The organism is Rathayibacter sp. VKM Ac-2805, assembly GCF_009834265.1.
Classification (GTDB): domain Bacteria; phylum Actinomycetota; class Actinomycetes; order Actinomycetales; family Microbacteriaceae; genus Rathayibacter.
The window spans coordinates 281900-308861 of record NZ_CP047185.1 but is presented as its reverse complement, the minus strand read 5'-3'; the positions used below and the strand labels follow the sequence as shown (position 1 = coordinate 308861).

The following is a 26962-nucleotide window of genomic DNA, read 5'->3' as shown; positions in this document are numbered from 1 at the left end:
GGATGACGCGGCGCCTCTCGGAGGAAGAGCCTTATCCCTCGCTTGTCATCGCGCTGATGACACTTCTCCATTCCGCCAAATTCCGCCCTGAATGGGGGACTTAGTGCAGCGATAAGCGGCATGGGACGATCCCTCCGGCCCGACAGTCGTCGGCCTTCTCGCTCCGACGAATCCGGATGCCCTCCTCCATGCGAACGAAGACCCTCAGCGTCTCCCTTTTCCTCGCCCTGCTCCTCTCCCTCTTCGTCGCGACCCCGGCCCAGGCCGCGGGCTCGCCGGCCGCGCCGACGAACGTCGTCGCGTCTGACAACAGCTGCACGGACGCCGTCACCATCTCGTGGACGGCACCCGCGCAGAAGGTCGCCGGCTATCGCGTGCACATCTACACGATTGAGGGTGATGTGTGGGACGGAGGCGGCTGGAAGGACACCGTCCGGCTCTACTCCACTTCCGGCAGCACGTCCATCACGGTCGACCTCGGCTCCTATAGGAAGCCCTACCACTTCGAAGTAGCGAGCGTCACCGATTTCGGTGTTCCTTTCGAGGGAGGTTCCGATGGAGTCCTGCTCGTGCCCTCCAGTACTCAGAGCACGACCTCGACCGCCGAGATCGACCACTTCTGGACCGCTCCGGCTCCGCCTCAGGTCTCCGGAGAGGTGTCGAGCACTGGCACCGTGACGTGGCGATGGGCCCCGCCTACGAAGGACGGACTGCTGTGCGCCTTCGATCAATACAGCTGGTACGCGTCGACTCAGGAGTATTCGGATCACCACGAAGATGTCGTCGACTCTCGGACGAATGAAGCCTCCTTTCAGATGAAGCCGGGTCAGCAGTACGAGTTTTGCGTCGCCGCGGAGACCTACGAGTACTCGGGCGAGGAAACTCCGGAGTACGCAACAGGTGAACCCGCGTGCGCGACGGCGACGTGGAGCACCTCCGCGCCAGCCTCCGTCTCATCGCTCCAAGCAACGGCAGGATCGGATCGCCGAGTCGTCGTGAGCTGGCAGCCACCCGTCGGGGACGGCAACTCGCCGATTCTCGGCTATCGCGTCGGCCGGTCCGGCACTGACGCGAGCGGCAGCGGACCCTGGTCGACCATTGTGAGCACCGTGCGGAGCGATTCCGCTCAGCCCTACAGCCAGACCTTCACGAATCTGAAGGCGAATACCGAGTACACCTTCTCGGTCACCGCTTTCAACAAGATCGGTCAGGGCGAGTCCGCGACGACCACGATCGTCGTCGAGCCGCACCACGCCCCTTCGGAGCCGAACTCCGTCGTAGCGATCCCCGACAGCTCCACCCGCAGCGCGACCCTGAACTGGAAGGTGCCGACCGACACCGGAGGAACCTCGATCACCGGCTACCGCGTGTCGCGCGACGGCATCGACAACAGTGGAGCCGGTCCCTGGTCCACCGTGGTGTCGGCGTCGAAGCTCTCGCAGACCTTCTCCAATCTGACCATCGGTTCCGCCTACACGCTGCGGGTGAGCGCTCTGAACTCCGCCGGAGAGAGCTACGCCGTGACGAGGAGCATCGTCATCGGCGGCACCGCCCTCACCGCCGCGACTCCGACCGTCACCGGCACCGCCGCGGTCGGCTCGACGCTCACGGCGAGCGCCGGCACCTGGGGCCCCTCCCCCGTCGCCCTCGCGTACCAGTGGCGCGCGAACGGCACTGCGATCAGCGGAGCGACGGGCACCACGTACCGCCCGGTCTCGACCGACGCAGGGAAGGTGATCACCGTCGCCGTCACGGGCTCCAAGTCGGGCTACGTCTCGACCACGCGGGTCTCCTCCGGGACCCCTGCCGTGACCGGCGGTGCGATCACCGCCGCGACGCCGACCATCGGCGGCACCGCGAAGGTGGGCTCGACCCTCACCGCGAAGCCCGGCACCTGGGGCCCCTCCCCCGTCGCCCTCGCCTACCAGTGGAAAGCGAACGGCACCGCTCTGAGCGGGGCGACGTCCGCGACCTACACGCCGACGAGCGCCACCCTCGGCAAGACGATCACCGTGACGGTCACGGGGTCGAAGTCCGGCTTCACCGCCGTGACGAAGACCTCCGCGAAGACGAGCGCCGTGGCGGCGGGCACCCTCTCCGCCGCGACCCCGACGATCTCCGGAACCGCGAAGGTCGGCTCCACCCTGACCGCCAAGCCGGGGACCTGGGGGCCCTCGCCGGTGACCCTCACCTACCAGTGGAAGGCGAACGGCACGGCGATCTCCGGGGCGACCTCCGCCACGTACAAGCCGACCAGCGCCACGGTGGGGAAGAAGATCACGGTGACCGTCACCGGCAAGAAGGCCGACTACACGACGGCGACGCGCACCTCCGCCGCCACCGCAGCAGTCGTCAAGTAGGGGATCCGACCCGGGTCGCCGGGGGAGCCTGCTCGCGCGGACTCCTCCGGCGGCCCCGGGAATCCACCACCATCGCCCCCCCGGACGGGGGCCCATCCCGCCGACACCCGCCCTCGCCCGGAGGCGAGCGACGGCTAGCATTCAGACACCGTGTCCGCCGCGGCCTCCCGCGGATCCTGCCGAAAGGCCCGCCGTGCCCGCACGCTCCCTCGCCGCGATCGGCGTCTCCGCTCTCCTGCTGGCCGGCCTCGCTGCCGGTCCGGCCGTCGCCGCCCCCGATCTCCCGAGCGCGAGCGCCGCGCAGGAGGCGTCCGCCGAGGTCGTCCTCTCCGGCACCATCGCGCTCCGCGACGCCGACGAGGAGCACCCCGCCCCCGCGAACCCGTCCTTCTACATCCAGGTCCAGAACGCCGAGGGGGACGTGGTCGCCGAGGCCGATACGGGCGCGGACTTCTCCCTCCCCGTTCCCGGCGGCGAGCCCCTCACCGTCCGCGCGAACCTGATCGGCAGCGACGACTGGTTCCCGACCTGGTTCGGCGACACCCCGGTCGCCGAGGCCGCGAGGACGACCCGGGGGACCGACGAGTCCATCGCCATCTCCCTCCTGCGCACCGCCGAGCTGTCCGGATCGGTCACCGCCGACGCGGTCCCGGGCGTCTCCTCCCCCTCCTTCGACGTGCAGGCCTGGTGGGTCGACGGAGGGACGTACTCGCTCCTCGACACCGTCCCCGTCACCGGAGCCCCCGGCGCCGCCCGCGCGTGGGACACGGGCGACCTCGCCCTGCCCGCCGGCGACTACCTCCTGCGCCTCGTGGAGCCGGGGTACCCCGCCTACGACGACCAGTACTTCTCGCGCCTGGCCCGCCTCGACGAGCGCGCGGTCGTCACCGTGCCGCCGGGCGGCCGCAGCGGCATCGACTTCTTCCCGTCGGCCTACTCCTCCGACGTCGCCCGCCTCGCCGGGACCGACAGATACGCGACCGCTGTCGCGGTGACCACCTCCGGATTCGCCGACGGCGCCCCCGTCGTCTACCTCGCCAGCGGAGCGAACTGGCCGGACGCGCTGAGCGCCGGCCCCGCCGCCGCGAAGCAGGGCGGCGCCCTCCTGCTCACCGACCCGAGCGTCCTGCCCGCCGTGGTGGCGGCCGAGCTGCGCCGCCTCGCCCCGCAGCGGATCGTCGTGGTCGGCAGCGCCCTCTCCGTGAGCGACTCGGTGCTCCAGCAGGTGCGGGCCCTCGGGATCCCGACCGAGCGCATCGAGGGCGTCGACCGCTACGACACCTCGCGCCGGATCGTCGAGGACGCCTTCCCCGACGGCAGCTACGAGAACGTCTTCGTCGCGACCGGCACCAACTTCCCGGACGCCCTCTCGGTCGCGCCGATCGCCGGCCGCCGCGCCGAGCCCGTCCTCCTCGTCGACGGCGCCCGCTCGCGCCTCGACCAGCCGACCCGCGACACCCTCGCCGGACTCGACCCCTCCTCCGTGCAGCTGCTCGGCGGTGCGCCGTCGATCTCGACCGCCGTGGAGGCCGACCTCCGCGCCGCGAAGATCGCCGACACCGTGTCGCGCATCGCCGGGACGGACCGCCACGACACCAGCCGACGCCTCAACGACGTCTTCCCGCCGTCCGAGCTGGGCGACACCGTCTACCTCGCGACCGCCACCGGCTTCGCCGACGCGCTGGCCGTGGGCCCGGTCGCCGCGAAGCAGGGCGCCCCGCTCTACCTCAGCGAGCCGACCTGCCTGCCGCGCAGCACCCGTGTGAAGATGCAGGGCCACGACCTCGATCAGGTGCTGCTCCTCGGCAGCCCCCTGACCCTGTCGGCGCAGGTGCGCTCGCTGTCCGCCTGCTGAGACCCGAGACGCACCGCACGAGCCCTGGAGATCCATGAGCGCCACCGCCGACCGTCCCCTCCTCGTCGGCATCGAGACCGGGGGCACGAAGGTCGTCGCGGCGGTCGCCGACGCCGCTGATCCCGAGCGGATCCTCGCGACGACGACCCTGCCGACCCGCGGGCCCGCCGAGACTCTCGCCGATCTGGCCGGTTTCGTCAGCGGCCACGGAGTCGACGGCACCGTCGCCGCGGTCGGCGTCGCCTCCTTCGGCCCGCTCGACATCGATCCCGGCTCGCCGACCTACGGGCACCTCACCTCCACGCCGAAACTCGGCTGGGAGGGCACTGACGTCCTCGGCCCGATCGGCGCGGCCGCACCGGGCGCCCGGCTCGCGCTGGTCACCGACGTCAACGGAGCCGCCCTGGGCGAGGCCCGCTGGGGCGCCGGAGCCGGAGTCGACGACTTCGTCTACCTGACCGTCGGCACCGGAGTCGGCGGCGGCGTGATCGCGGGCGGACGGCTCCTCGCCGGCAGCGGCTGGCCCGAGGTCGCGCACCTGCTGCCCCGCCGCCACCCCGGGGACGGCTTCGCCGGCACCTGCCCGTTCCACGGCGACTGCCTCGAGGGCCTGGTCGCCGGTCCCGCGATCTCAGCGCGCTGGGGCGTCGACGGCTCCCGCCTCGGCACCGAGGAGGCGGCCGCGAACCTCCGCTTCAGCTCCTACTACCTCGCGCAGCTCGTCACGACGCTCGCTTACGTCGCGGGCGTGCGGCTCGCGGTCGTCGGCGGAGGCGTGTCGAAGACGCCTGGGCTCGTCCCCGCGGTCGAGGCCGAGGTCGAGCGGCTGATGGGCGCGCCCGGAGCGACGGGGACTGGCGGCGGGCGGATCCGCATCGTGCGCCCGGCCCTCGGCGACGAGTCCGGGGTGCGCGGGGCGATCTCGCTGGCGGAGTCCCTGCTCGCCTGAGCTCTACCCTCGTCCCATGAGCGACCGACCCGTCGACCCCTCCGCCCCCGACTCCGGTCGCGACGAGACGGTGGAGGAGCGATCCGACCGCAACTGGAACGAGATCCTGCAGGAGCTGCGGGTCGTGCAGACCGGCACGCAGATCCTGGGCGGCTTCCTGCTGACGCTGTGCTTCCAGCAGCGCTTCGCCGACCTCGCGCCGCCCGACGTGGCGCTCTACCTCGTGCTCGTCCTGCTCGCCGCGTGCGTCACGATCCTGGCGCTGGCGCCCGTCATCGCCCACCGGCTGCTGTTCCAGCGGCGGAGGAAGGCCGAGCTGGTGCGGTTCGGCAACCGGGTGGTCACGGTGTGCCTCGCGGCGGGATCGCTGCTGTTCGTCGGAGTCGTGGGCTTCGTGTTCGACGTCGTGCTGGGCGGGCCGGCGGGCCTCTGGGCGGGCGGAGGCGTGCTGCTGCTGCTCGCCGTGGTCTGGGCGACCGCGCCGGTCCTCCTGCGGAGGCGCTGAGGGCGGCGGAGTCTGCCCGCCCCTCCCCCGCGAGTCAACGGGGTACCCGGGTCCGCCGCGCTCTTCCTACCGTGGCCGCGAGGCGCGCACCGCGCCGACGCGAGAGGAGCACCATGACCGACCGGACCGAGCAGCCGCAGGAGAACCCGCAGAACCACGACCACGTCGACGACGCGGGCGTAGACAAGCCCTCGCAGGCCGAGGGCGACGACACCGAGGGATCGGCCGGCTGATCGCCGCCTCGATCCCCGTCCTCCCCGCCGTCGACAGCAGCGCGGCCGTCCTCGCCGACGGCTACCTCTTCGGGACGCGGCGCTTCGACGACGTGGGCGCGGACGCGTTCCGCACCCGGATCCTCGGACGCCCCGTGATCATGGCGCGCGGTATCGAGGCGGCGCGCTTCTTCTACGAGGGCGGGCGCTTCGACCGCGAGGGCGCGCTGCCCGGCTCCGTGCTGCACCTCCTGCAGGACGAGGGCAGCGTGCAGACCCTCGAGGACGAGCCGCACCGGAGGCGGAAGCGGATGTTCCTGGATCTGGTGGAGACGCCCGAGCAGCGGTCGAGGCTGGTCTCGGCCTTCGCGCGGGAGTGGCAGGCGTCCGCCGCCCGGCTGACGGGCGAGCGGGTCCGCCTCCAGGACGTCGCCGCGGAGGTCCTGGGCCGCGCGGTCCTGTCGTGGGCCGGCATCGAGGCCGACGAGGAGGAGGTGCTGCGGCGCACGGACGAGCTCCGGGCGATGATCGACAACGCCGGGCGCTTCGGCCCGCCCAACTGGGCCGCGCGACTCCGCCGCCGCTCGACCGAGCGGTGGGCGCGCGGCCTGATCGAGGCGAGCCGGACGGCCGGACCCTCCCCGACTCCCCTGCACCGGATCGCCCACGAGAAGGAGGACGGCGGCCTCCTGCCCGTCGAGGTCGCCGCGGTGGAGCTGATCAACGTGCTGCGGCCCACGGTCGCGGTGGGGCGCTTCGTGGTCCTGGCGGCGCTCGCGCTGCACCGGCATCCGGAGTGGCGGGAGCGGCTCGCCGACCAGGAGGAGCGCGTCGCGTTCGCGAACGAGGTGCGGCGCTTCTACCCGTTCTTCCCGATGGTCGGAGGAAGGGCCCGCCGGGAGCTGGACTTCCGCGGCGAGACGCTTCCCGCGGGGCAGTGGATGCTGCTCGACCTCTACGCGACGGACCACGGCTCGCACTGGGAGGCGCCGGGCCGCTTCGATCCGGAGCGGTTCCGGTCGCCGGTCGACCGCAACGGCTTCATCGCCCAGGGCGGCGGGCACTACGGCGGCGACCACCGGTGCCCGGGCGAGCCGGCGACCGTCGACCTGCTGTCCGCGGCGCTGGAGCTCCTGGCCGCGGGGCACCCGTACGACGCCGAGGACGGGCAGGATCTGCGCGTGAGCCTGCAGAGCTTTCCGACCGGGCCGGAGGACGGCTTCGTGGTGAGGTTCCGCTAGGGGCGGGCGGGCTCGGCTCGCGGCCTCGGCGGGGGCGGTCCTCCTCCACAGGCCGCGGTTCCGCGCGCTCTCCCCGGATCCGCTCGGGCACTCCCCGCCCGCCTCGCCCGACGAGCACGCTCGGGGGATGCAGAAGCCGAGTCAGTCCTCCGGAGCGTCGAGCTCCTCGAGCGCCCGCAGCGCCTCGCGGGCGCGCTCGAGCCGATCGGCCTCGGGCTCGTCCCACCATGCCGGTCCGCGCTCGCCCAGCCCGTGCTTGGCGAGCCCGACCCTCCTGCGCGCCAGCGCCTCCGCCTCCGCGTCCTCGTGCATCCTGGCCGAGCGCACTCCCGAGCGCCCGCGCCCGAGGTGCGAGGTGAGGCCGGCGACCACGTCCTCCGGCAGCGAGGGGTCGGTGCGCCGCCATCGGCGGCCCTTCACGACGAGCCAGCGCTCGTCGTCCTCGTCGCTCACTCCGTCACCGCCGCCTCGGGTTGAGCCGGTCACCGGTGCTCGTGAGGTCCACCTGCTCCGGCAGCAGGAGCGCCTCGATCCGCCCCGCGGCGGAGAGCCGCAGCAGGTCGTCGACGAGGGCGCGCGAGCCGCCGATCAGCGTCGAGTCGAAGTCGACCTCGCTCGCGAGGTACCAGGCCCGGTCCTCCGGCCAGAGCGCGAGCGGAGTCTGCACGACGAGCCCGGAGGCGTCGGCGAAGCCCGCCGAGCGCGCCCACGCGGTGTCCTCGAGCACCCTGACGTCGAGCGAGAGCAGAGGCCCCTCCCGCCCCGGCAGCTCGACCGTCGCCGCGGCGGCGGTCTCGGGGTGCTCCCAGCCGGTCGGCCGGGTGTCGCTCATCCACTCGGGCAGCTCGTCCGAGGCGTCCGAGCGGGAGATCAGGATCCGCGACCCGCCGCTCAGCACGCCGAACCCCTCCCAGAACACGGCCAGGCAGTCCTCGGGAGCGCTCGTGTGCTCCGCGAGCACGGCCGCGACGGCCGCGAGCTCGTCGAGCGGGAGCACTCCGAGGCGGGGCTCCGCGTACTCGTCGGGATGCTCGCCGGTGAGCGAGTCCCACTGCGCGAGCGGATGCAGGAGCGTCCCCTCCCGCTCGGCGACCTCGCGCCAGCGCCGGGGCGGGTCGTCGGAGGGGTGCAGGATCCGCACGGCCGCCTCGAACAGCGGAGGGACGATCCCCTCGAAGCGCCCGAACGCGCCGAGAGCAGCCAGCATCGGCTCCGCCCGCGCGGCGTTCCGCTCGGCACGCAGCGGCGCGTCCTGGGGTGTCGGCTCGACCATCGGCCCAGGCTAGCGCTGGACGGTCGCTCCGCTCAGGGCGGAGAGGGCCCGCTGCGGTCCCGTATCGCGGGCGAGGCCCTCGGCGAGCGCCGCCAGCCGTTCCCGGGCGGGATCGTCGAGTGCGAGCATTCGCCGCGCAGCCTCCGCGAGCTGTCGCGCGGAGGCGGCGTTGGGGTCGAGCACGGCGGCGAACCCGGCGTCCTCGAGTGCGGCCGCCCCCGCGAACTGGTCCGTCGAGAACGGGAGGACGACGAGCGGCACGCCCGCGGTCATCGCCTCCGTGACGCTGTTGTTGCCGCCGTGGCTGACCGCGAGCGCGGCCCGGCGCAGGAGCGCGACCTGCGGCAGGAAGCCGCGGACCAGCCAGCCCTCGGGGATCTCGCCCAGAGCCGCGCGCTCGGTCGCGCCGGAGGCGAGAGCCACGCGGACGGGCCTGCCCCCGGCCTCGACGCCGGCCAGGGCCTCGACGACCCGGGCGAGCACGTCGTCGCGCACCGAGAGGAAACTGCCGAAGCTCACGTAGACGACCGGGTCCTCGGACGCGGCGAGCCACTCCTCGACCTCCGCGTCGTCGGGCTCCTCGCGGACGGCGGAGCCGAGGAACGCGTGCGGCGGCAGCTGAGCGGTGCGGGCCGAGTCGTGGAGCTCGCCCGGGTAGTTGAGCAGCAGGACGTCGCCGCTCTCGGCGAAGGCGTCGGCGCTGGGCGCCGCCCCGGGGTCGAGGGTGGTGAGGGCGGCGTTCCACTCCGCGGTGAAGGAGTCGCGCACCTGCTCGCAGAGGGCGCGGAGCGCATCGAGGTCGTCGGGCTCCGGAGCGAAGGCGTCCGGCCAGACCGGAGGGAAGCCGTAGACCTCGCCGGGCACCGTGAGCGCGCTGGGGTGGCCGAGCACGACGTCGCCGTAGGGCACGCGGAGTGCCTTCAGCGCCACGCGCGCGGTGAAGGCGAGGTGGTCGACCACGATCGCGTCGGGCTGCACCTCGTCGAGGATCACGCGCAGGCGCGCGGCGACGCCGGACGGATCCCAGAGCAGGTCGGTGAGCCGTTCCCGCGCCTGGTAGGCGAGGGTCGGGACCATCCCGCGCCGGGTGGCGTCGAAGAAGCCGCGGAGGGACGCGCCCTCGTCGGGCGCCTGCTCCTCCGCGCGGATCGTGCCCGGGTTGGAGCCGCGCCCCAGCCGGAGCGCGATGTGCTCGAATCCGAAGCCGTCGACGATGGAGCGCGTCGCGTCGCCGGTGGCCACGACGACGCGCTCGCCCGCCTCCTGCCACGCCGTGCCGAGGGTCGCCAGCGGCAGCAGGTGCGACGCGTAGTCGGGGCTGATGATCAGCAGGGTCACGAGGCCCCCAGCACGAGCGGCGAGCGGAGGGGACGCTCCTGGTCCGCGGTCGCGTGCGCGTAGACGCCCGAGAGGGCATGAGCCATGGCCTGCACCGTGTAGCGCTCGGCGACCATCGCACGCCCGCGGGCCGCGGCGTGCTCGCCGAGAGGCCCTCCTGCGAGATCCAGTGCGGCGGCGGCGCCGGCGGCGAGCGCCGCGGGGTCGGCGGTGTCGACCAGGAAGCCGGTCTCCCCCTCCTCGACGTAGGTCGCGGGCCCGCCTGTCGCCGGAGCGACGACGACCAGTCCTGCGGAGAGCGCCTCGAGGAGGGCGATGCCGAACTCCTCCTTGACGCTCGCGCAGACGTAGGCGCCTCCCGGAGCAGAGAGCCCCGGTCGGCCGTGCCGGATCGCGCCGAGCCAGCGGGCAACGGTCCCGTTCGGGCGGTGGCCGGCCAGGAGCAGCCCGTCGGACGCGACGGCGCGGATGCGGTCGAGCTGCTCGAGCTCGTCGGGGCTCGGGTCGGCGAGGTCGCCGCCGACCAGGAGCAGGTTGGCGCGCTCCCGGAGCGAGGGGTCGGACGCCCAGGCCTCGGCGAGCGCCGCCATCCCCTTCACCCGGTGCAGGCGACCCACGCTGAGCAGCAGCGGGAGGCCGCGGCGGTGCTCGGGCAGCTCCTCCAGCAGGAGGTCGAGCGAGGCCAGGTCCCCGCCCTCGTCCAGCGCGACCGGCTCACCGGCGGCAGAGGCCCGTGCGGCCGACTCGCCGCGCTCGACCAGGCCGACGTCGATCCCCTCCGGGACGATCGTGTGCCGCTCCGGGTGCGCGGTGATGTCGACGCCGATCAGCTCGCGGATGGTCGCCGCCAGCTCCTCCCGCGGGAAGAGGACGGTGTGCGCGGCGTCGGCGGCCAGGCGCTGCACCAGGCGCACGCGGAACCAGAAGTGCTCGGCGGCGTCGCGCTCACCGAAGTCCGCGCGGGTGAGGGCGCCGGAGGCGTCCAGGCCCGCGATCAGGGCGTGCGGGTCCGGAGCGAGGGTGAACACGACGGGGATCTCGAGCTCCCGGGCGACCGCGGCCGCCGCGAGGGATCCGACGTCCGCCATGCGCAGGTGCAGCACGTCGACCCGGCCGGCCGCGCGCAGGATCCGGCGGATGCCGCGCTCGGCGGCGATGCGACGGCTCCACGCCTGAGGCATGGCCACGGGCGGCCCCACGAACGGGACCGGAGCGAAGCCGTGGCCGGAGTCGGGCAGCTCGCCGAGCGCGCGCTCGGCCTCGGCCGGGGTCCCGCGCGAGAGCGTGAGCACCCGGTCGATGCCCTCCTGCTCGACGAGCGAGTCGCCCAGGCGCACCAGCAGGGTCGCGATGCCGCCGTTGTCGCCCGCGCCCACCCGCGTCAGGGTGCCGTCGATGTCGGCGTGGACGAAGAGCTGCGCGACCGTCGGCCCGGCCTCCACGGCCGGTGCGGGGGCGAGGTCGCCGAGGGCGAGCAGGGCGAGGGGCCCGATCGGCGCCGCCTCCTCGGCCAGGCCGGTGAGCAGGAGCTCGGCGTCGTCGGAGCCGCGCTCGCCGAGCGCGTCCGTCGCGGCGGCCCGCGCCTCCAGCCCCTCCGCGCGATCGGCGGCCACGTGCAGGAGGGTGCGCTCGGCGATCGCGCCGGGCACGAGGCCCAGGGTCTCGACGAGCCGTGCCCGGGCCGCCGCTTCGCGCTCGCCGAGCAGCGCGCCCTCGAGCGCGACGGCGACGAGGTCGGGGGTCGAGGAGGCCCAGAGCAGGACGGTGCGCTGCGCGAGCATGCCGGAGAAGCCGCCGTCGCGGACCAGGCGCAGCAGCGGTCCGAGCGCGGCGGGGCGGGGCAGGCGCCCGCCGAAGGCCCAGGCCGCGTGCTCGCGGAGGTACGGGCGCTCGTCCTCGAGTAGCATCAGCAGCGCGAGGTCGGCCTCCTCGTCGAAGACCTGCGCGAGCGAGTGCACGGCCGCGATCGCAGTGAGCTGGTCCGAGGGGTCCAGGGCTGCGCGGGTGAGCAGGCGCACCGCGCGGCCACCACCGTCGCTCACCGCGGCGACCGTCAGCTCGTCCGCCATCCGGACGGCCTCGAGCAGAGTGGGAGCGGCGCGCACGGCGTCGAGAGCGGTCTGCGTGGCCATGGTTCACCTGGTCTGTCGGAGCGGAGAGTACGACGGAGCGCGACTCCCGACCGCTGGAGCGGCCCAGGAGGAGCGGACCGGTACCGAGCATGCCGCGTGGGCGGCTGGGATTTCGCCACTTGCGTCGGATCTCCTCCCGCGGTACGGCCTCCTGTCAAGGGGGTGATGGCCGCAGTTCGTTTGCGCAACGCGCGAGGATCCTCAACCGCGGGTCCACTCCAGGAGCCGCTCGACCGGCCAGGTGGTCACGATCCGCTCCTCCGGGACGCCGAGCCGCTCCGCCCGCTCGGCCCCGTAGTCGAGCAGGCCCAGCTGGCCCGGAGCGTGCGCGTCGCTGTCGATCGAGAACAGGCAGCCCTCCTCGAGCGCGACCGCGATCAGCTCGTCCGGCGGGTCCTCGCGCTCGGGGCGGGCGTTGATCTCGACCGCGGTGGAGTGGTCGGCGCACGCCCGGAACACGGCCCGGGCGTCGAAGGTCGACGGCGGGCGGGTGCCGCGCTCGCCCGACACCAGCCGCCCCGTGACATGGCCGAGGACGTCGGTCCGCGGATCCGAGGCCGCCGCGACCAGCCGGGCCGTCATCTCGCGGGAGGGCAGCCGCAGCTTCGAGTGGGCGCTCGCGACTACCACGTCGAGGCGGTCCAGCAGCTCGTCCGTCTGGTCGAGCGCGCCGTCCTCGAGGACGTCCACCTCGATCCCGCTGAGCAGCCGCAGGGGCCCGGTGTCGAGGCCCGCGAGATGGGCCAGCTGCTCCTCCAGCCGCTCCGCGCTGAGACCGTGGGCGACCCGGAGCCGCGGCGAGTGGTCGGTGAGCGCCAGGTACTCGTGGCCGAGCGCGCGGGCCGCGTCCGCCATCGCGAGGACGGGCGTCGCCCCGTCGGACCACTCGCTGTGGCTGTGGAGATCGCCGCGCAGCCGTCCCCGCAAGGCGCTCGCGGGCGGAGGAGCCGAGCCGCGCAGCTCCGCGAGGTAGTCGGGCACCCGGCCCGACCGCGCCTGCTCGATCACCGTGAAGGTCGTGTCGCCGATCCCGGAGGCCCGCCGCACGAGGGCGAGGTCGTCCCGCTCGGCGGACGCCATCCCCTCCAGCACCGCGGCCGCCCGGCGGAACGCCTTCGCCCGGTAGCGGGAGGCCCGCTCCCGCTCGAGCAGTGCTGCGATCTCCTCGAGTGCCGCGATCGGGTCCATGCGCCCGGTCTACCACGGCGCCCGCCGCGGCCTCACCCCCTCGACGGTGGCGTCGGCTCCGGCCCCCGGCATAGCCGCGCCGCGGCGCCGCCCCGGTCCCGGCCGCTCGACGCTGGGAACCGGCCGAGCCCCGTTGCCGAGCGCAGCGATCGAGATATATCGTGACTCTCGTCCACTCGCGATGTATCGCGTTTCAGAAAGGCACCCCGGTGCAGGAGGAGGAGCTCATGTCCCTCGAGAAATGGCTCGTACAGGCCGGCGAGACGAAGGTCATCGACCTCGACGTCGTCCGCTCGGTCAAGGTCGCCCTCGTCGGCGGCCAGATCGACGTCATCGCCCACGACGAGCCGACCGCTCGCGTGGAGGTCCACAGCGTCGACGGCCGCCCGCTCAAGGTCTCGATGGACGGCGACCGCCTCGAGATCGACCACGTCCAGCTCCGCTGGGACACCATCGTCGACGTCGTGAAGGGCCTCGGCCGCCGCGGCGACCGCGCCGACATCAGCCTCCTCGTCCCCCGCGGCGTCGACCTCAAGTTCGACACCGTCTCGGCCGACGGCCTGGTCTCGGGCCTCCACAGCGACGCCCGCGTCTCGACGGTCGGCGGCGACATCGTCGTCGACGGCCTGCACGGCGACATCGAGGTGAACACCGTCCACGGCGAGCTCTCGGTCCGCAGCCACACCGGCCGCGTCACCGCGCGCACCGTCTCCGGCGACGTCACCGCGACCGGCGAGCTCACCCGCTTCACCGTCGACGGCGTCTCGGGCAGCGTGTTCGTCGACGCCGAGGGCACCCCCGACCGGATCCAGGCCAACACCGTCAGCGGCGACCTCACGATCCGCGTCGACGAGGGCCTCGGCGCCCGCTACCGCATCAACACCGTCTCGGGCACACTCCAGCTCGACGGCTCCGTCGTCAAGGGCACCTTCGGCCGGGGCTTCACCTCGACCACGGGCTCGCTCGACTCGAAGTGGGTCGACGTCGCCGCCAACTCCGTCTCGGGAGACGTGGTCGTCGTCCGCCGGTCCGTCGCCGCGTCCTCCGCCTCGGTGGGCGAGGGCTGGGGCTCCCCCGACACCGGCCCCGCCGACGACCGCCGCCCGATGGACGGGAGCTCGCTGTGAGCCCCGTCTTCGCGCACGGCCGCCTGCGCCTCTACCTGCTCAACCTCCTCGCCGAGTCGCCGCGCCACGGCTACGAGCTGATCCAGGCGCTCAGCGAGCGCTTCGGCGGCACCTACGCGCCCAGCGCCGGCACGGTCTACCCGCGCCTCGCGAAGCTCGAGGAGGAGGGACTCGTCACGAAGGAGGCCGACGGCCGCAAGACCGTCTACTCCATCACCGACGCCGGCCGCGCCGAGCTCGCGAACCGCGCGACCGACCTGGGCGACATCGAGGAGGAGCTCACCGACTCCGTCCGCCGGCTCGCCGACGAGGTCCGCCTCGGCGTCGCGGAGGCGATGAAGAGCCTCCGCGCCGACCTGGCCAGCGCCGCCCGCGACTCGCGGGAGCCCGGACGCCGACCGGAGCACTCCGCCGAGGAGCCGCGCCCGCAGGACACGTCCGGCACCCCCTCCGAGCAGCCCGCGCCGGGGCAGGCCGCGCCGGCCTCGCCCGACGCGCGCACCGCCTCGCGGATCGCCCTGCGCGACGCCGAGGTGCTGCTCACCGAGTTCCGCGACGAGCTGCGCGCGGAGCTGCGCACCGCCGCCTCCTCGGGATCCGTGACGACCGCGAGCGTCGACGCCCTGCGCGCCGCGCTCGACGAGGCCCGCGCCTCGGTCCGCTCCACCCTGGACTGAGCCCGGACACCGTACCGCCGAGAGGGCGGGGATCCCGCCCGGGGTCCCCGCCCTCCCGGCGCTACTGCCGCCCGACCGCCAGCGCCTCCTCCTCCACGTCGAGGAACGCCAGAGCGCTCACCACCGCCGGCTCCTGGTACCGCCCCTCGGAGCGCGCGCGGAGCACCGCCTCCCGCTCGGCCGCGATCATCACGCGCCGGAGTCGGTTGTAGGCCTGCGGGAGCGGCTCCACACCCTCGCCCTCCGGCGGGTTCTCCAGAGCGTCGGCGAGGAACGTCGCGTTCCGCCGCAGCCGGTCGAGAACGCGGTCCTCCACTCCGTCCTGCGGCTCCGCGTCGAGCCGGGCGAGCCCGGCGGCCTGTGCCTCCGCGAGCAGCATCTGCTTCTCGACGTGCTCCTGCATCTCGTTCGGGGCCGGCAGCTTCAGGGCGCGGACGAGCCGCGGGAGCGCGAGCCCCTCGACGAGCGTCCCCGCCACCACGATGAAGGCGAGGAACTGCAGGAACGCGCGCTGCGGCGTCTCCGCGGGCAGGAGGAACGCGGCGGCGAGGGTGACCACGCCGCGGATGCCCGCGAACGACACCCCGATCGCGGTCGGCCAGGTCCACCCGCGCTGCTGCAGCCGGCGCGGACCGTGCCGGAACAGCAGCGTCGTCATGCACATCCAGGCCACGCGGCTCCCGACCAGCGCCGCGAGCACGGCCGCGCCGATGCCGACCGTCTGCCAGACCCCGATGCCCGAGTCGGCCGTCGCCTCCACCACCGACGACAGGCTCAGCCCGATGAAGAGGAACACTGCGTTCTCGAGCAGGAACTGGATCGTCCGCCAGTTGAGCGACTCCGCGATCCGCGCCTGCGCGGACTGGATGACCGGCGCCCGGTAGCCCAGGTAGAGCCCCGCGACCACGACCGCCAGCACCCCGGAGCCGTGCAGCAGCTGCGCCGGGATGAACGCGACGTAGGGCGTCACCAGCGAGAGGCTCGTGTCCAGGACGGACGACTGCACCTGCTTGCGCACGAACCCGAGCAGCACGGCGATGCCGATCCCGACCCCGCCGCCCACCGCCACGGCCAGCACGAAGTCGAGCGCGATGCGCCCGGGAGTGACCGTGCTGACGATCGCCAGGAGGGAGGCGTTCAGCGCCACCAGTGCGGTCGCGTCGTTGAGGAGGCTCTCGCCCTCGAGCACCGTGAGCATGCGCCGCGGCAGGCGGAGCCGCCCCGCGATCGCCGTGACCGCCACCGCGTCCGTGGGCGCCACGATCGCGCCGAACGCGAGGGCCGCGGCGACCGTGATCGCCGGCACGACCATCCAGGCCACCGCGCCGACCACCGCGACCGTGAACACGACCAGCCCCACCGACAGCAGGAGGATGCTGTCGCCGCGGGCGCGGACGTCGAGGACGGAGGTGCGGATCGCCGCCGCGTAGAGCAGCGGCGGCAGGATCCCGAACAGCACCACGTCCGGCTCGACCACCACCTCCGGGATCCCGGGGACGAAGGAGGCGAGGGCTCCGACGGCGACGAGCGCCACGGGAGCGGACCAGTTCACCCGCCCCGACAGCCCGGTGACCAGGACGGTCACCACCACGAACGAGACGATCCAGACGATCGCGACGACGGGCTCCTCCATCGCGTCACTCCTCCCGGGCGTCCGCGCGCCACGGCCCCATTGTGGCCGCCCGGAGAGCAGCCCGGACAGCCGCCGGGAGGGTGCGGCTAGCGGCCGGCCTCGTGGATGTCGCGCGCCTTGGTGACCTTCGCCGGGTCCACCGGGTTCATGCCGAGGACGATCTTGCCGCGCGAGTGCCGCTTCTCGAGGTCGTCGAAGGCGTCCTGCACCTGGTCGAAGGGGTAGAAGCCCGAGACGAGCACCCGCAGCTTCTGCTCGCCGACGAGGCCGACCAGCTCGCCGAGGATCTCGGTGTCGCGCTGGGCGGTCTCGGCGTCGGGCCAGACGGCGCGCAGCTCGATCTCCTTGCGGTCGTCGCTGGAGTGGAAGCGGCCGGCCGCGATGCCGAGCTCGTCGGCGAGGGCGTCGTTCTCCCCGCCGAAGTTGTCGAGGAACACCGTGACCCCGCCGGGCGCCGCGGCCCGGATGCGGTCGGCGATCCCGTCGCCGTAGACCACCGGCTTCACGCCGATCTGGCGGAGGTAGTCGAAGTTGCGCTCGCCGCAGGTGCCGATCACGGTCGCGCCGCGGAGCTTCGCCAGCTGGATCTCGAGACTGCCCACTCCTCCGGCCGCGGCGGAGACGAGGACGGTGTCGTCCGGTCCGACGTGCGTGGCCTCGAGCGCGCGCCACGCGGTCACTCCGGCGAGGAACAGCGCGCCGCCGACCTCCCAGCTCACGGAGGCGGGCTTGGCGACGAGGTTGCGGCGCGGCACCACGACGTGGGTCGCGTGCGAGCCGACGAGCGCGTGGCCGACCACGTCGCTGCGGAGCTTGATGTCGGTGACGCCCTCGCCGAGGGCGACGACGACGCCCGAGAAGTCGGTGCCCTGGCGCATCGGGAAGGCCGCGGAGTGGTCGGAGTCGAACTGGCCCTGCCGGATGAACGCCTCCATGTGGTTCACCCCGGCGGAGAGCACCTCGACCAGCACCTCGCCCGCCCCGGGCTTCGGCCGCTCGACCTCGACGATCTCGAGGACGTCCGCGTCGCCGAAACGGCTGTACTGGACGACGCGGGCGGCGGTGGGGCTCAGACGGGACATGCGCTCATCATCCGCCCCCGCCGCCCGAAGCCCCTGACCCCCGAACGGGGGCGTGCGACTCAGGAGGGGTCGCTCGGGCAGTACAGCTGGGTGCGCGGACCGGAGCGGTCGATGACGTGCTCGGACATCGGCCGGCCGCAGAGCGGGCACGCCTGCCCCGCGGGCGCCTCCTGCTCGGGCTGGTCGTACGGGCCGAGCGGCGGCGGGCCGATCCAGGGGAACAGCCGCGCGTTGAAGCGCTGGTAGAGGGAGCCGGTCTTCTTCCGCGTCATATCCTTAGTGTACTAACCATCACGGCACGATGAGAGGATGACGCCGTGGAAACCGACCCGCTCGCCCTCCAGAACCAGGTCTGCTTCTCCCTCGCCGTCGCGGCGCGCACCGTCATCGGGCTGTACCGCCCCGTGCTCGAACCGCTCGGACTCACGCACCCGCAGTACCTCGTGATGCTCGCGCTCTGGGAGCGCAGCCCCCGCTCGCTCGCCGACCTCGGCTCCGCCCTCCGCCTCGAGCCGGCCACGCTCAGCCCGCTCGTGAAGCGCCTGGAGGCGAGCGGCCACGTCACGCGGGCCCGGAGCAGCGACGACGAGCGCCGCCTCGACGTCGCGCTGACCCCCTCCGGAGCGGCCCTCCGCGAGCAGGCCCTGCAGGTTCCTCCGCAGATCCTGGAGCGGCTCGACGTCCCCCTCGAGGAGCTCACCGCGCTCCGCGACAGCCTCACCGGCCTGATCGGAGCCGCGACCCGCGACGGCCGCTGACCCCCCGCTCGGGGCGCCGGCCGCGAGCACGCCGGCCGCCGCTCCCCGTCGCACCGGGAAACTCCCGGTCACAGCGCGGGATCAGCCTCCGCCCGGCCCGCTCCCGGCCGTCTTGACTGCCCCCTCGCACGGAGTAGTGTCATCGCTCGTGACACACGAGGGCCCCCCGTCCGCCGCGGACGGATCATCGGCCGACGCGACCGAGCTGCGCACCGCCAAGCACTTCTTCATCGGCGAGCCGCTCCCCAGCGACAAGCTCGAGGGACAGCTGCTGCAGAAGCGGCTCGCGCTCCCCATCTTCGCCAGCGACCCGCTCTCCTCCGTGGCCTACGCTCCGCAGGAGCTGCTGATGATCCTGCTGCTCGGCGGACTCTCCTTCCTCACCTTCGCCCCCTGGGTGGCCGCGTGCGTGGTCGTCCTCCTCGTCGTGGTGGTGCTGAGCTACCGCCAGCTGATCCGGGCGTACCCGTCCGGCGGCGGCGACTACGAGGTCGCCCGCACCAACCTGGGCGAGACGGCGGGCCTCACGGTCGCCGCCGCCCTCCTCGTGGACTACGTGCTCACCGTGGCCGTGTCGGTCGCCTCCGGAGTCGACAACATCATCTCCGCGGTGCCCGAGCTGGCGCCGCTGCGGGTCGAACTGGCCATCCTCTTCGTGGTGCTGCTGGCGGCCGTGAACCTCCGCGGCGTCTCGGAGTCGAGCCGCGCCTTCGCCGTCCCGACGTACCTCTTCGTCGCGAGCGTCTTCGTGATGGTCGTCGTCGGCCTGGTCCGCACCGCCTTCGGCGACACCCCGGTCGCGGAGTCGGCGGGCTTCACCGTGCAGGGCGAGCAGCTCACGCAGGCGGCCGTCGTCCTCCTGCTGCTGCGCTCCTTCGCGAGCGGCTGCGCGGCGCTCACGGGCGTCGAGGCCATCTCGAACGGCGTGCCCGCGTTCCGCGCCCCGAAGGTCAAGAACGCCCAGCGCACCCTCGTCGCGATGGGCACGATCGCGATCGTGCTCTTCGTCGGCCTGACCGCCCTCGCCCTGCTCTCGAACGTGCACTACGCCGAGAACGCCTGCCATCTGGTGGGCTTCGCCGACTGCGCCACGACCCCGCAGCGCTCCGTGATCGCGCAGGTCGCCGCCGCCACGTTCGGCAACAACACGATCCTGTTCTTCATCATCCAGGCCGCGACCGCCGCCGTCCTTCTCCTCGCGGCGAACACCGCGTTCAACGGCTTCCCGCTGCTGGGCTCCGTGCTGGCCCGCGACGGCTACGCGCCCAAGTCGCTGAACACCCGCGGCGACCGCCTCATCTACTCCAACGGAGTGATCATCCTGGCGCTCGTCGCCGCGATCATCCTGCTCGTCTACCAGGCCTCGCTCACGAGCCTCGTGCAGCTGTACATCATCGGCGTCTTCGTCTCGTTCACGCTCGGGCAGTCGGGCATGGTCAAGCACTGGGTGCGGATGATCCGCAACGGCGAGGGCTCGCGCACCGTCTACACGAGCCTGGCCATCAACCTGTTCGGCGCGACGCTGACGTTCGCGGTGCTCGTCGTCGTCACGATCACGAAGTTCACCCACGGCGCCTGGCTCGTCTACCTGGTGATGCCGATCCTCGGTGTCCTGATGGCCGGCGTCTACCGCTACTACCGCGACGTCGAGAAGGAGATCGAGGTCGACCCGACCACGACCTTCGGCGCCAACGGCGACCACGCGATCGTGCTGGTGGGCCGGATGAACAAGCCCACGCTGAAGGCTCTCGACTACGCCATCGCGGCGCGGCACGAGACGCTGGAGGCGGTGCACTCCTCCATCGACGACGCGCAGACCGCGCAGCTCAAGGCCGACTGGGCGCAGATGGACATCGAGGTGCCGCTGCGCTGCGTGGCCTCTCCCTATCGCGACATCTCGTACCCGCTCATCAAGTACATCAAGGCCCACCGCCTCGAGCACGGCTCCGAGATCACGACGGTCTACATGCCGCAGTACATCGTCGGGCACTGGTGGGAGGCGTTCCTCCACAACCACAAGTCGCGGCGGATCCGCCAGAAGCTCCTGCTGGTGCACGGAGTGACGGTGGCGCTGGTGCCGTGGCTGCTCGACTCGTCCGAGCTGATCTACGGACGCCGCTCGCGACCGATCCCCGGCCAGACGCGCCGCGGCGAGCCGGTCCGCCCGGTGACCCGCCGCCCGATCCCGCCCGCGTCCTCGCTCCCCCAGGGTGCCGCCGGCGAGGGCGCTCCGCGCATCCCGCAGCGCCCGGCCGCGCAGAACCGGCCGCGCTCGAAGCGGCGCTGAGGCGGCGGGGGCCCGGAAACGGGTAGAGGGCCCGCGGCGTGTGCCGCGAGCCCCCGATTTCCCCTTAGTGCCTTCCCCCGAAGGCGGCCCGCCCCAACGGGCCGTGTCCGACGCTATCGGTGGGCTATGCACCGGCGCATCCTCCTCGCGACGGATGCCCGTGCTCCCTTGAGACGACAGGCTCGTCCTCCGTCGTCTCAGACGACGGCCCCGCGCACCCCTCGGCCGGTGAGCCACCAGACCGCCGCGACGGCGACCGCGGCCGCAGCGCCGCCGCCCACGAGCAGGATCGCCGCCCGCACCACGTGCGCCCGGTAGGCGGCGTCGAGCGGATCGATGCCCGCCCCCGCCAGCACGATCCCGGCGGGAACCACCGCGGCCGCGAGCACCACGGCCGCGGCCGCGATGCGCACCGGCTGCCGGCCGTCGGAGCGGAGCTTCCGGGGACGGCGGCCGACGTACCAGACCACCGCTCCGATCCCGAGCCCGAGCAGCCCGAGCACGCCGCTCGCGTACTGCGCCCATCGGAAGCCGGGGAAGGGCCCGAGCTCCTGCTGCAGCAGCGGGATCGCCGAGACGAAGAGGCCGCCCCGGTGGGTGAAGCCGTCCCACATCACGTGGCTGGCGGCTCCGATCGCGATGCCGGCGGCCGCGAAGACGAGCACGCGGATCCACTCGGCGGCCCCGCGGGGCGGCGAGCGCCGGGGACGCAGGCGCGAGCGGACCAGCGCGGGCGCGAGGTCGCGCCAGGCCGGAGCGACGACCGCGCTCCACAGCGCGAGGCCGAGCATCCCGAGCAGCAGGTCGACGGTGACGACGCCGAGGAGGGAGTGGGTGGACTCGCGGGCGACGGCGATCGGGAGGTACATGCCGATGTCCGGGACCATCGCGCCGATGGCCACGGCCGCGGCGGGGATCCGGCCGTTCGAGAACGCGAGCGCGACGACGGCGTGGCTCGGCGTGAAGGGCATGACACGCACGCTATCCCGGCAACGCGGCCGGCGAGTGTCCGCGTCGCGAAGCGCGCGTCACCGATCGCGGTCCGGCTCCTGGGCTCCGCTCCGGCTCGTCGGCCTCCCGGGGCCGGCGGTCAGCCCGAGGAACGTGATCCCCAGGACGAGGAACACCGGCCAGACCGGATTCCCGAGGACCGCGAAGACCGCTCCCGCCGCGAGGAACAGCGGACCCGTGACCGCGTTCCAGCGCCGAGACGCCTCCTCCGACGACATCCGACCCGAACCCTTCCCGTCCTGTGCGCGCGCCATCACTCCACGCTAGATCGCCTCCGCGGGGCCCGCCTCCCCCGTCCGGCGGAGCCGCGCGCTCGGGGAGCTCCGAGCGCGGCGACCGTAGAATCGTCCGGAAGTCCGGCCCTCCGGGCCCAGCGGCGACGGATCGGAGCGGGTGTGCGGAAGGCGTTCGCGATCCTCCGCCTGGCCCTCGCCGGGCTGGGCGCGGTCGGACTCGTCGGCGACTTCTTCTACACGCTGGGCTTCCGCGCGTTCCAGATCGACAACTTCTTCGCCTACTTCACGACGCAGTCGAACATGGCCGGGGTCGTGGTGCTGGGCCTGTCCGGCCTGGTCGCCCTCGCGCGCGAGCGGGAGCCGCGCTGGCTCAGCACGGTGCGGGCGCTCGTGCTCACCTACATGGTCGTGTCGGGGATCGTCTTCGGGCTGATCGCGGTCGAGGCCAACAACCGCGGCGTGCGGGTCGACGTGCCCTGGTCGAGCGCGCTCCTGCACTTCGTGATCCCCACGCTCGCGATCCTCGACTGGATCCTCGGACCCGGCCGCCGCCCGGTCGCCTGGCGCGGGGCGCTGACCGTGCTCGGCTTCCCGATCGTCTGGGGCGTCATCACCCTGGTCCGCGGGGCCCTCATCGGCTGGTACCCGTACTTCTTCCTCGACCCCGGCCAGGTCGACGGACCCGTGATGTTCGTGCTCTACGACGTGATCGTGCTGAGCCTGATCTCCGGCATCGCGGCGTTCGTCCTCGCGCTCAGCCGGGTGCGGCCACTCGGGGCGGCGCACGCGTCGGAGTGGCGGGGGCCGCTGGCGCGGCTCCGCGAGCTCGTCAGCCGGGGACGACGGCGAACGGCTCGAGCGCCGTCTGCGCGAGGGTGACCAGCTCGTCGTCGCTGAGGTCTTGCAGCGAGAGGGCCTGATCCGCTCCGACCAGCCCGACGAGCACCGCCTCGCCGGTCGACGGCTGGAGGTTGAGCCACTCGGTGATGCCCGCCTCGGAGCCGACGAGCGACCAGCGCGCGGGGGCGTCGGCCTCCCAGAACGCCTCGTCGAAGCGCAGCCACAGCGTCTCGACGACGCCGGAGCCGAGGGCCGCGACGGCCGCGCGCTGCGCGAACGGGAGCGGCGGGTCGAAGGCGATCGCGTCCGTCTGGAGCACCCCGATCGGCACGGTGACCAGCACCCGGTCGGCTGTGAACGACTCGCCGGTGCCCAGGCGGATGCTGACGCCGGTCTCCGTGTAGCCGATGCCGCTCACCACGGCGCGCAGCGAGACCTCGACGTCGGCGAGCAAGGTGTCGACCAGGGGCGCGAGCCCGTCGGTCAGCAGCGCGTCGCCGGAGTCGTCGCTCAGCTCCTCCGCGGTCGTGGCGGCGGAGGCGTCGCCCAGTCCGTACCAGGAGGAGAGCTCCTCGGGAGCGGCGCCGGTGCGCAGCGCGGTCGTCCCGGCGAGGTGCGCCGCCACGCGGGCGGCGTCGCCGTCGCCGGAGCCCGGCTCGGCCTCGGCGGGGTCGGGCGCTCCGGAGCCGGCGAACGACTCGGCGAGCGCCAGGTCCTCCGGCTGCTCCGCTCCCCACTCGAGAGCACGGGTCAGGGCGTCGGCGCCCGTGGTGCCGGTGTCGAGGGCCGCGCCGCCGGCGTCGCTCGAGCGGACGTCGGCGAGGTCGACCGCGGTCGTGACGACGCCCGCGTCCGCGATGCTCTCGCGCAGGGCGGCTCCCGCGCCGGTGAGGGCCCAGGCTCCGGTCTCGACGGCGATCGGCCAGCCGTCCGGAGTCGCGGTGGCGATGCGGCCGCCGGTGCGCTCGCGCGCCTCGACCACGGTGACGTCGAAGCCCGCGTCGGACAGGCGCCGCGCGGCGACCGCTCCGGCGAGACCGGCCCCGATGATCGCGATCCGCTCGCCCTCGTCGGCGACGGCGCTGATCTCGGCGGCCGCGCGGACCCCGGAGCTCCAGGCGCCCTGGAGCGTGCCGGGCGCCTCCGTGTCGGTGGCCTCGCCCGCGAGGAAGACGCGGTCGAGGACCGCGGTGCCCAGGTCGGTGCGGTGCTGCGGCGTCGCGCCGACGGGCAGGTACGAGACGGAGCCGAGCGCGTACGGATCCTCGGCCCAGGCGGAGCGCACGAAGGCGGCCGGCGCGGGGACGGCGGTGGTGCTCGGCGTGGGCACGGGGGCCTTCGTGACGGAGCGGGTCGGCGTCGGACGCGACGGCGTGCAGCCCGCGAGGGCCAGGAGCCCGACTCCCGTGGCGGCTCCCGAGAGGAAGAGGCGGCGTCCGATCGTCATCCCGGACATCCTACGTTCTCGGCGTTCGGCCGGGGCGGCGCGGGCGGCGTGGTGCTGACGCCACCCGGGCACGCGGCCCGCTTCGAGGTGCGGGGTGACGGCGGGACGGCGAGCGGATAGCGTCGGGGCAGCGCGGACCGGTCCGCGGTGACGGGGGACGCGGCATGGACACGACACGGACGCGGACCGCGACGACGACGGCCGGGGCCCCTCCCCGCAGCCACCTCCACGCGGTGCTGCTCGGCGCGCTGGGCATGATCGTGGTCCCGCTGCTCATCGTCCTCGCGACCACGGCCTGGTCCTCCCCCGGACCGGAGGAGTACGTCCGCATGGCGCTCGGCTCGGTGGTCGCGGCGTGCGTCTCGGTGGTCGGCGCCTGGTGGCTCGCCTTCGAGCGGCGCAGCGCCGGGGCACCCGGTCGCACCTGGTTCTGGGGCGTCGCCTGCCTCGTCACGGTCAATGCGGTCTCGACCGTCGGAGCCGCCGCCGACCGCCTCACCGGCCTGATCACGGGCTGAGCAGGTGGACGTCCAGGCACGGTCACCGCGCTCGCCTCACTCCTCGGCGACCGCCCCGATGGCCCCGAGTCCCTCCTCGAGCGAGCGGCAGCAGCATCGGCGCCGGTGATCGCCCCGACGAGACGACCGAGCGGCTCCGGCTGTTCCGTCCCGCCGAGGGCGATCTGGACGAGCTGTGGCGGCTGTACTCCGACGAGCGGATCGCGGCGGGCGACCCCCTCCTCCGGCACGACTCCGTCGAGCAGACCCGGGCGGTGCTCGCCCGCCGGACGGCGCAGTGGGCACGGGACGACCTCAGCAGCTGGGTCGTCCGGCTGCGGAGTCCCGAAGGCGGCGCGGACGGCGCGATCGGGATCGGCGGATGCACCCTCCTCGCCGACACGGCCTGGAACGTCGCGTTCACCGTCCATCCGGACCACTGGGGCAGGGGGTACGCCCAGGAGGTCGCCTCCGCAGGGATCGCTCGGGCGCGGCGGCTCGGGCCGGAGCTCCCCGTGACCGCGGTCGTCGCGGAACGGAACGAGCGATCGCACCGCACGGTCGCTCGACTCGGTCTCGAACGGAGGTGGGCGGGCCCCGACGCGCACAGCCCTGACCCCGCGGCTCACATCGTGCTCTACTCCGACCGCCTCCTCTCCGAGGACGAGATCGGCCGCCTCACGAGCTGAGGGAGCCGCGTGGCGCGGATGACCGCCGGCAGCAGCGTGCCCGAGACGCCTGCGGCGAGCCGCGGAGTCGCCGCCGCTAGGGTACGAGCGTGAACGGTCTCCTTCCGACGTCGTGGATCTGCGTCGTGTACGCCGCCGCCTGCGCGTTCCTCGCCGTCGCGTTCCTCGTGCACGCCGGGCTCGGACACGGGTGGTCCGTGCTCTGGGGCGGCGCCGCGATCGCCGGGGTCGTGCTCTCCGGGCGCCGAGCGCGGCACCTCCACCGGGACGAGGAGCAGCAGCCGGTCAGCCGATCCGGGACGGGTCGGCCGTGACGGAGCGCGCTGACGACAGCGGCGGCTCCTCTCGGCGCTTCGCCCTGCGCTCGTGGTGGACCGTCGGCGCTCTCGCCGTCGGCGTCGTCGCGTGCCTCCTGGTCGCACCCCTCCTCCCGGCGGCCAGCGCGGCGCGCGAGTGGATCGGCGGCGCGGCACTCGCGCTGACCCTCCTCGCGATCGCGCTCGGCGGCCGGCTGGCGGGACGGGCGCGTAGGCCCTCACGCCGCGGTGCATCCGCGGCCCGTCGTAGCGAGGGGCGTTAGCGTCGTCGGATGGCGAGCATCACGTACCCCGCGCCCCTTCGCGTCGGAGGCCGGGTGGAGGTGCCCGCGCCCTCGATGGGAGTCCCCGCGCACCTGCACGACCGGCTGCAGGACGCCGTGCGCCGACTCGGCTCGGTGGGCTACGACGTCCGGGTGCGGCCGCACGCTCTCACGGGCGGACTCGTTCCGGCGTCCGCCGCGGATCGCGCGGCCGATTTGCACGACGCCTTCCGGAGCGGAGACGCGGTCCTTCCTCCGTGGGGCGGCGAGCTCGCCGTCGAGCTCCTGGACAGGCTCGACTGGCGCGCCCTCGCGGAGGCCCGGCCCTGGTTCGTCGGCTGGTCGGACGTCTCGACGCTGCTCCTGCCGCTGACGACGATGACCGGGCTCGCGACGATCCACGGCGCCAACCTGATGGACGAGCCGTGGGAGCTGCCGGTCGGGTTCCACCGCTGGACCGAGGTCGCCGGCCTCGAGCCCGGAGCCGCGTTCACGCAGCACGCCGCACCGCGACGCCGGAGCCGACCCTGGGGCGCGTGGATGGACGAGCCGCTCGACCGCGAGCGGGCCTACGAGGAGCCGACCCGCTGGCGCTCGCTCGACGGGTCAGCGGACGCGGCGATGTCCGGCCGCTTGATCGGCGGATGCCTCGAGACGGTGTCCCTGCTCGCGGGCACGCCCTACGGCGACGTTCCGGGCTTCGCTCGACGGCACGCGCCGGAGGGCACCGTCGTCTACCTGGAGGCGGCCGGATCCGACTCCGCCTCGGTGCTCCGGATGCTCACCTCCCTCCGGCTCGCGGGCTGGTTCGAGCAGGCGACCGGCGTCCTGATCGGACGGACCGAGAGCGCCTCCCTGCCTGAGCTGAGCCAGGAGGACGCGGTGCGGCGTGCCCTCGGCGATCTCGGCGTGCCGGTGATCCTCGACGTCGACATCGGGCACCAGCCGCCGCAGATGCCCCTGGTCAACGGCGCGCTCGCCGAGATCGCGCTGAGCGGGCCGACGGCCTCGATCACGCAGCGGCTCGTGCCCTGACGGGTCGTCG

Annotated in this window: 26 protein-coding genes; 15 read left to right on the top strand and 11 right to left on the bottom strand. The window is 73.7% G+C overall.

From position 1 onward, the window contains the following. Positions 1 to 188 precede the first annotated feature (188 nt). The 5 genes from GSU40_RS01465 to GSU40_RS01445 all read left to right on the top strand — a co-directional run bounded on the left by GSU40_RS01465 (position 189) and on the right by GSU40_RS01445 (position 7122). Positions 189 to 2360 carry a fibronectin type III domain-containing protein gene (locus GSU40_RS01465; protein WP_160033218.1) on the top strand — a complete coding sequence of 724 codons (2172 nt, stop codon included), beginning with the start codon at positions 189 to 191 and terminating at the stop codon, positions 2358 to 2360. 193 nt (positions 2361 to 2553) lie between these two features. Beyond that, on the top strand, positions 2554 to 4215 hold the full coding sequence (locus GSU40_RS01460; RefSeq protein WP_160033216.1) for a cell wall-binding repeat-containing protein: 1662 nt from the start codon (positions 2554 to 2556) through the stop codon (positions 4213 to 4215). A 34-nt stretch (positions 4216 to 4249) separates the two neighbouring features. Further along, complete coding sequence (locus GSU40_RS01455) at positions 4250 to 5164, top strand: ROK family protein (protein ID WP_160033214.1); 915 nt, start codon at positions 4250 to 4252, stop codon at positions 5162 to 5164. Positions 5165 to 5180: 16 nt separating this feature from the next. Beyond that, complete coding sequence (locus GSU40_RS01450) at positions 5181 to 5669, top strand: DUF6328 family protein (RefSeq protein ID WP_104223741.1); 489 nt, start codon at positions 5181 to 5183, stop codon at positions 5667 to 5669. A 325-nt stretch (positions 5670 to 5994) separates the two neighbouring features. Then, complete coding sequence (locus GSU40_RS01445) at positions 5995 to 7122, top strand: cytochrome P450 (RefSeq protein WP_160033212.1); 1128 nt, start codon at positions 5995 to 5997, stop codon at positions 7120 to 7122. Between the two features lie 141 nt (positions 7123 to 7263). Here the strand turns inward: GSU40_RS01445 and GSU40_RS01440 are convergent, their stop codons facing one another. The 5 genes from GSU40_RS01440 to GSU40_RS01420 form a co-directional block, all read right to left on the bottom strand. Continuing rightward, complete coding sequence (locus GSU40_RS01440) at positions 7264 to 7575, bottom strand: biopolymer transporter Tol (RefSeq protein WP_104256066.1); 312 nt, start codon at positions 7573 to 7575, stop codon at positions 7264 to 7266. Between the two features lie 4 nt (positions 7576 to 7579). Then, complete coding sequence (locus GSU40_RS01435; RefSeq protein WP_160033210.1) at positions 7580 to 8395, bottom strand: hypothetical protein; 816 nt, start codon at positions 8393 to 8395, stop codon at positions 7580 to 7582. Between the two features lie 9 nt (positions 8396 to 8404). Continuing rightward, positions 8405 to 9733: a glycosyltransferase gene (locus tag GSU40_RS01430; RefSeq protein ID WP_160033208.1), complete on the bottom strand. Its 1329-nt coding sequence runs from the start codon at positions 9731 to 9733 to the stop codon at positions 8405 to 8407. Then, positions 9730 to 11865, bottom strand: a complete 2136-nt coding sequence (locus tag GSU40_RS01425) for a glycosyltransferase (RefSeq protein ID WP_160033206.1) — start codon at positions 11863 to 11865, stop codon at positions 9730 to 9732. The genes GSU40_RS01430 and GSU40_RS01425 overlap by 4 nt, the downstream gene beginning before the upstream one ends. Positions 11866 to 12066: 201 nt before the next feature. Beyond that, complete coding sequence (locus GSU40_RS01420; protein ID WP_104263102.1) at positions 12067 to 13053, bottom strand: PHP domain-containing protein; 987 nt, start codon at positions 13051 to 13053, stop codon at positions 12067 to 12069. Positions 13054 to 13280: 227 nt separating this feature from the next. Here GSU40_RS01420 and GSU40_RS01415 point away from each other — a divergent pair, with 227 nt between their 5' ends. Then, positions 13281 to 14180 (top strand): hypothetical protein, encoded by a 900-nt coding sequence (locus tag GSU40_RS01415; RefSeq protein ID WP_244229552.1) that lies wholly within the window; start codon positions 13281 to 13283, stop codon positions 14178 to 14180. Then, positions 14177 to 14857: a PadR family transcriptional regulator gene (locus tag GSU40_RS01410; RefSeq protein WP_160033204.1), complete on the top strand. Its 681-nt coding sequence runs from the start codon at positions 14177 to 14179 to the stop codon at positions 14855 to 14857. The genes GSU40_RS01415 and GSU40_RS01410 overlap by 4 nt, the downstream gene beginning before the upstream one ends. 61 nt (positions 14858 to 14918) lie before the next feature. On the opposite strand, the gene GSU40_RS01405 is transcribed toward GSU40_RS01410, so the two are convergent. From GSU40_RS01405 to GSU40_RS01395, 3 genes are all read right to left on the bottom strand, one after another. Further along, positions 14919 to 16490 (bottom strand): sodium:proton antiporter, encoded by a 1572-nt coding sequence (locus GSU40_RS01405; RefSeq protein ID WP_104223748.1) that lies wholly within the window; start codon positions 16488 to 16490, stop codon positions 14919 to 14921. A gap of 86 nt (positions 16491 to 16576) precedes the next feature. Then, complete coding sequence (locus tag GSU40_RS01400) at positions 16577 to 17572, bottom strand: NADP-dependent oxidoreductase (protein WP_104223749.1); 996 nt, start codon at positions 17570 to 17572, stop codon at positions 16577 to 16579. A 59-nt stretch (positions 17573 to 17631) separates the two neighbouring features. After that, entirely contained in the window at positions 17632 to 17844 is a 213-nt protein-coding gene (locus GSU40_RS01395; protein ID WP_104223750.1) for a hypothetical protein, read from the bottom strand. A gap of 45 nt (positions 17845 to 17889) precedes the next feature. On the opposite strand from GSU40_RS01395, the gene GSU40_RS01390 reads away from it, so the two are divergent. After that, positions 17890 to 18330: a MarR family transcriptional regulator gene (locus GSU40_RS01390; protein WP_160033202.1), complete on the top strand. Its 441-nt coding sequence runs from the start codon at positions 17890 to 17892 to the stop codon at positions 18328 to 18330. A 205-nt stretch (positions 18331 to 18535) separates the two neighbouring features. Beyond that, complete coding sequence (locus GSU40_RS01385; protein ID WP_104223800.1) at positions 18536 to 20617, top strand: APC family permease; 2082 nt, start codon at positions 18536 to 18538, stop codon at positions 20615 to 20617. A gap of 197 nt (positions 20618 to 20814) precedes the next feature. On the opposite strand, the gene GSU40_RS01380 is transcribed toward GSU40_RS01385, so the two are convergent. Continuing rightward, positions 20815 to 21588: a DUF4184 family protein gene (locus tag GSU40_RS01380; RefSeq protein ID WP_104256060.1), complete on the bottom strand. Its 774-nt coding sequence runs from the start codon at positions 21586 to 21588 to the stop codon at positions 20815 to 20817. A 57-nt stretch (positions 21589 to 21645) separates the two neighbouring features. Then, positions 21646 to 21882 carry a hypothetical protein gene (locus GSU40_RS01375; protein ID WP_146076574.1) on the bottom strand — a complete coding sequence of 79 codons (237 nt, stop codon included), beginning with the start codon at positions 21880 to 21882 and terminating at the stop codon, positions 21646 to 21648. 141 nt (positions 21883 to 22023) lie between these two features. On the opposite strand from GSU40_RS01375, the gene GSU40_RS01370 reads away from it, so the two are divergent. Further along, on the top strand, positions 22024 to 22743 hold the full coding sequence (locus GSU40_RS01370) for a Pr6Pr family membrane protein (protein WP_104233845.1): 720 nt from the start codon (positions 22024 to 22026) through the stop codon (positions 22741 to 22743). On the opposite strand, the gene GSU40_RS01365 is transcribed toward GSU40_RS01370, so the two are convergent. Then, positions 22694 to 24151: an NAD(P)/FAD-dependent oxidoreductase gene (locus GSU40_RS01365; RefSeq protein WP_160033200.1), complete on the bottom strand. Its 1458-nt coding sequence runs from the start codon at positions 24149 to 24151 to the stop codon at positions 22694 to 22696. The genes GSU40_RS01370 and GSU40_RS01365 overlap by 50 nt on opposite strands. Before the next feature lie 164 nt (positions 24152 to 24315). Here GSU40_RS01365 and GSU40_RS17005 point away from each other — a divergent pair, with 164 nt between their 5' ends. The 5 genes from GSU40_RS17005 to GSU40_RS01345 all read left to right on the top strand — a co-directional run bounded on the left by GSU40_RS17005 (position 24316) and on the right by GSU40_RS01345 (position 26952). Further along, on the top strand, positions 24316 to 24669 hold the full coding sequence (locus GSU40_RS17005) for a hypothetical protein (RefSeq protein WP_244229551.1): 354 nt from the start codon (positions 24316 to 24318) through the stop codon (positions 24667 to 24669). Further along, positions 24576 to 25337, top strand: coding sequence for a GNAT family N-acetyltransferase (locus tag GSU40_RS01360; protein ID WP_244229635.1), 762 nt, complete (start codon positions 24576 to 24578; stop codon positions 25335 to 25337). Before GSU40_RS17005 ends, GSU40_RS01360 begins: the two co-directional genes overlap by 94 nt. 89 nt (positions 25338 to 25426) lie before the next feature. Then, positions 25427 to 25651 carry a hypothetical protein gene (locus tag GSU40_RS01355; protein WP_160033196.1) on the top strand — a complete coding sequence of 75 codons (225 nt, stop codon included), beginning with the start codon at positions 25427 to 25429 and terminating at the stop codon, positions 25649 to 25651. Beyond that, positions 25648 to 25917 carry a hypothetical protein gene (locus GSU40_RS01350; RefSeq protein WP_160033194.1) on the top strand — a complete coding sequence of 90 codons (270 nt, stop codon included), beginning with the start codon at positions 25648 to 25650 and terminating at the stop codon, positions 25915 to 25917. Before GSU40_RS01355 ends, GSU40_RS01350 begins: the two co-directional genes overlap by 4 nt. A gap of 9 nt (positions 25918 to 25926) precedes the next feature. Further along, positions 25927 to 26952 carry a S66 peptidase family protein gene (locus GSU40_RS01345; protein ID WP_160033192.1) on the top strand — a complete coding sequence of 342 codons (1026 nt, stop codon included), beginning with the start codon at positions 25927 to 25929 and terminating at the stop codon, positions 26950 to 26952. The last annotated feature ends 10 nt before the right edge of the window (positions 26953 to 26962 follow it).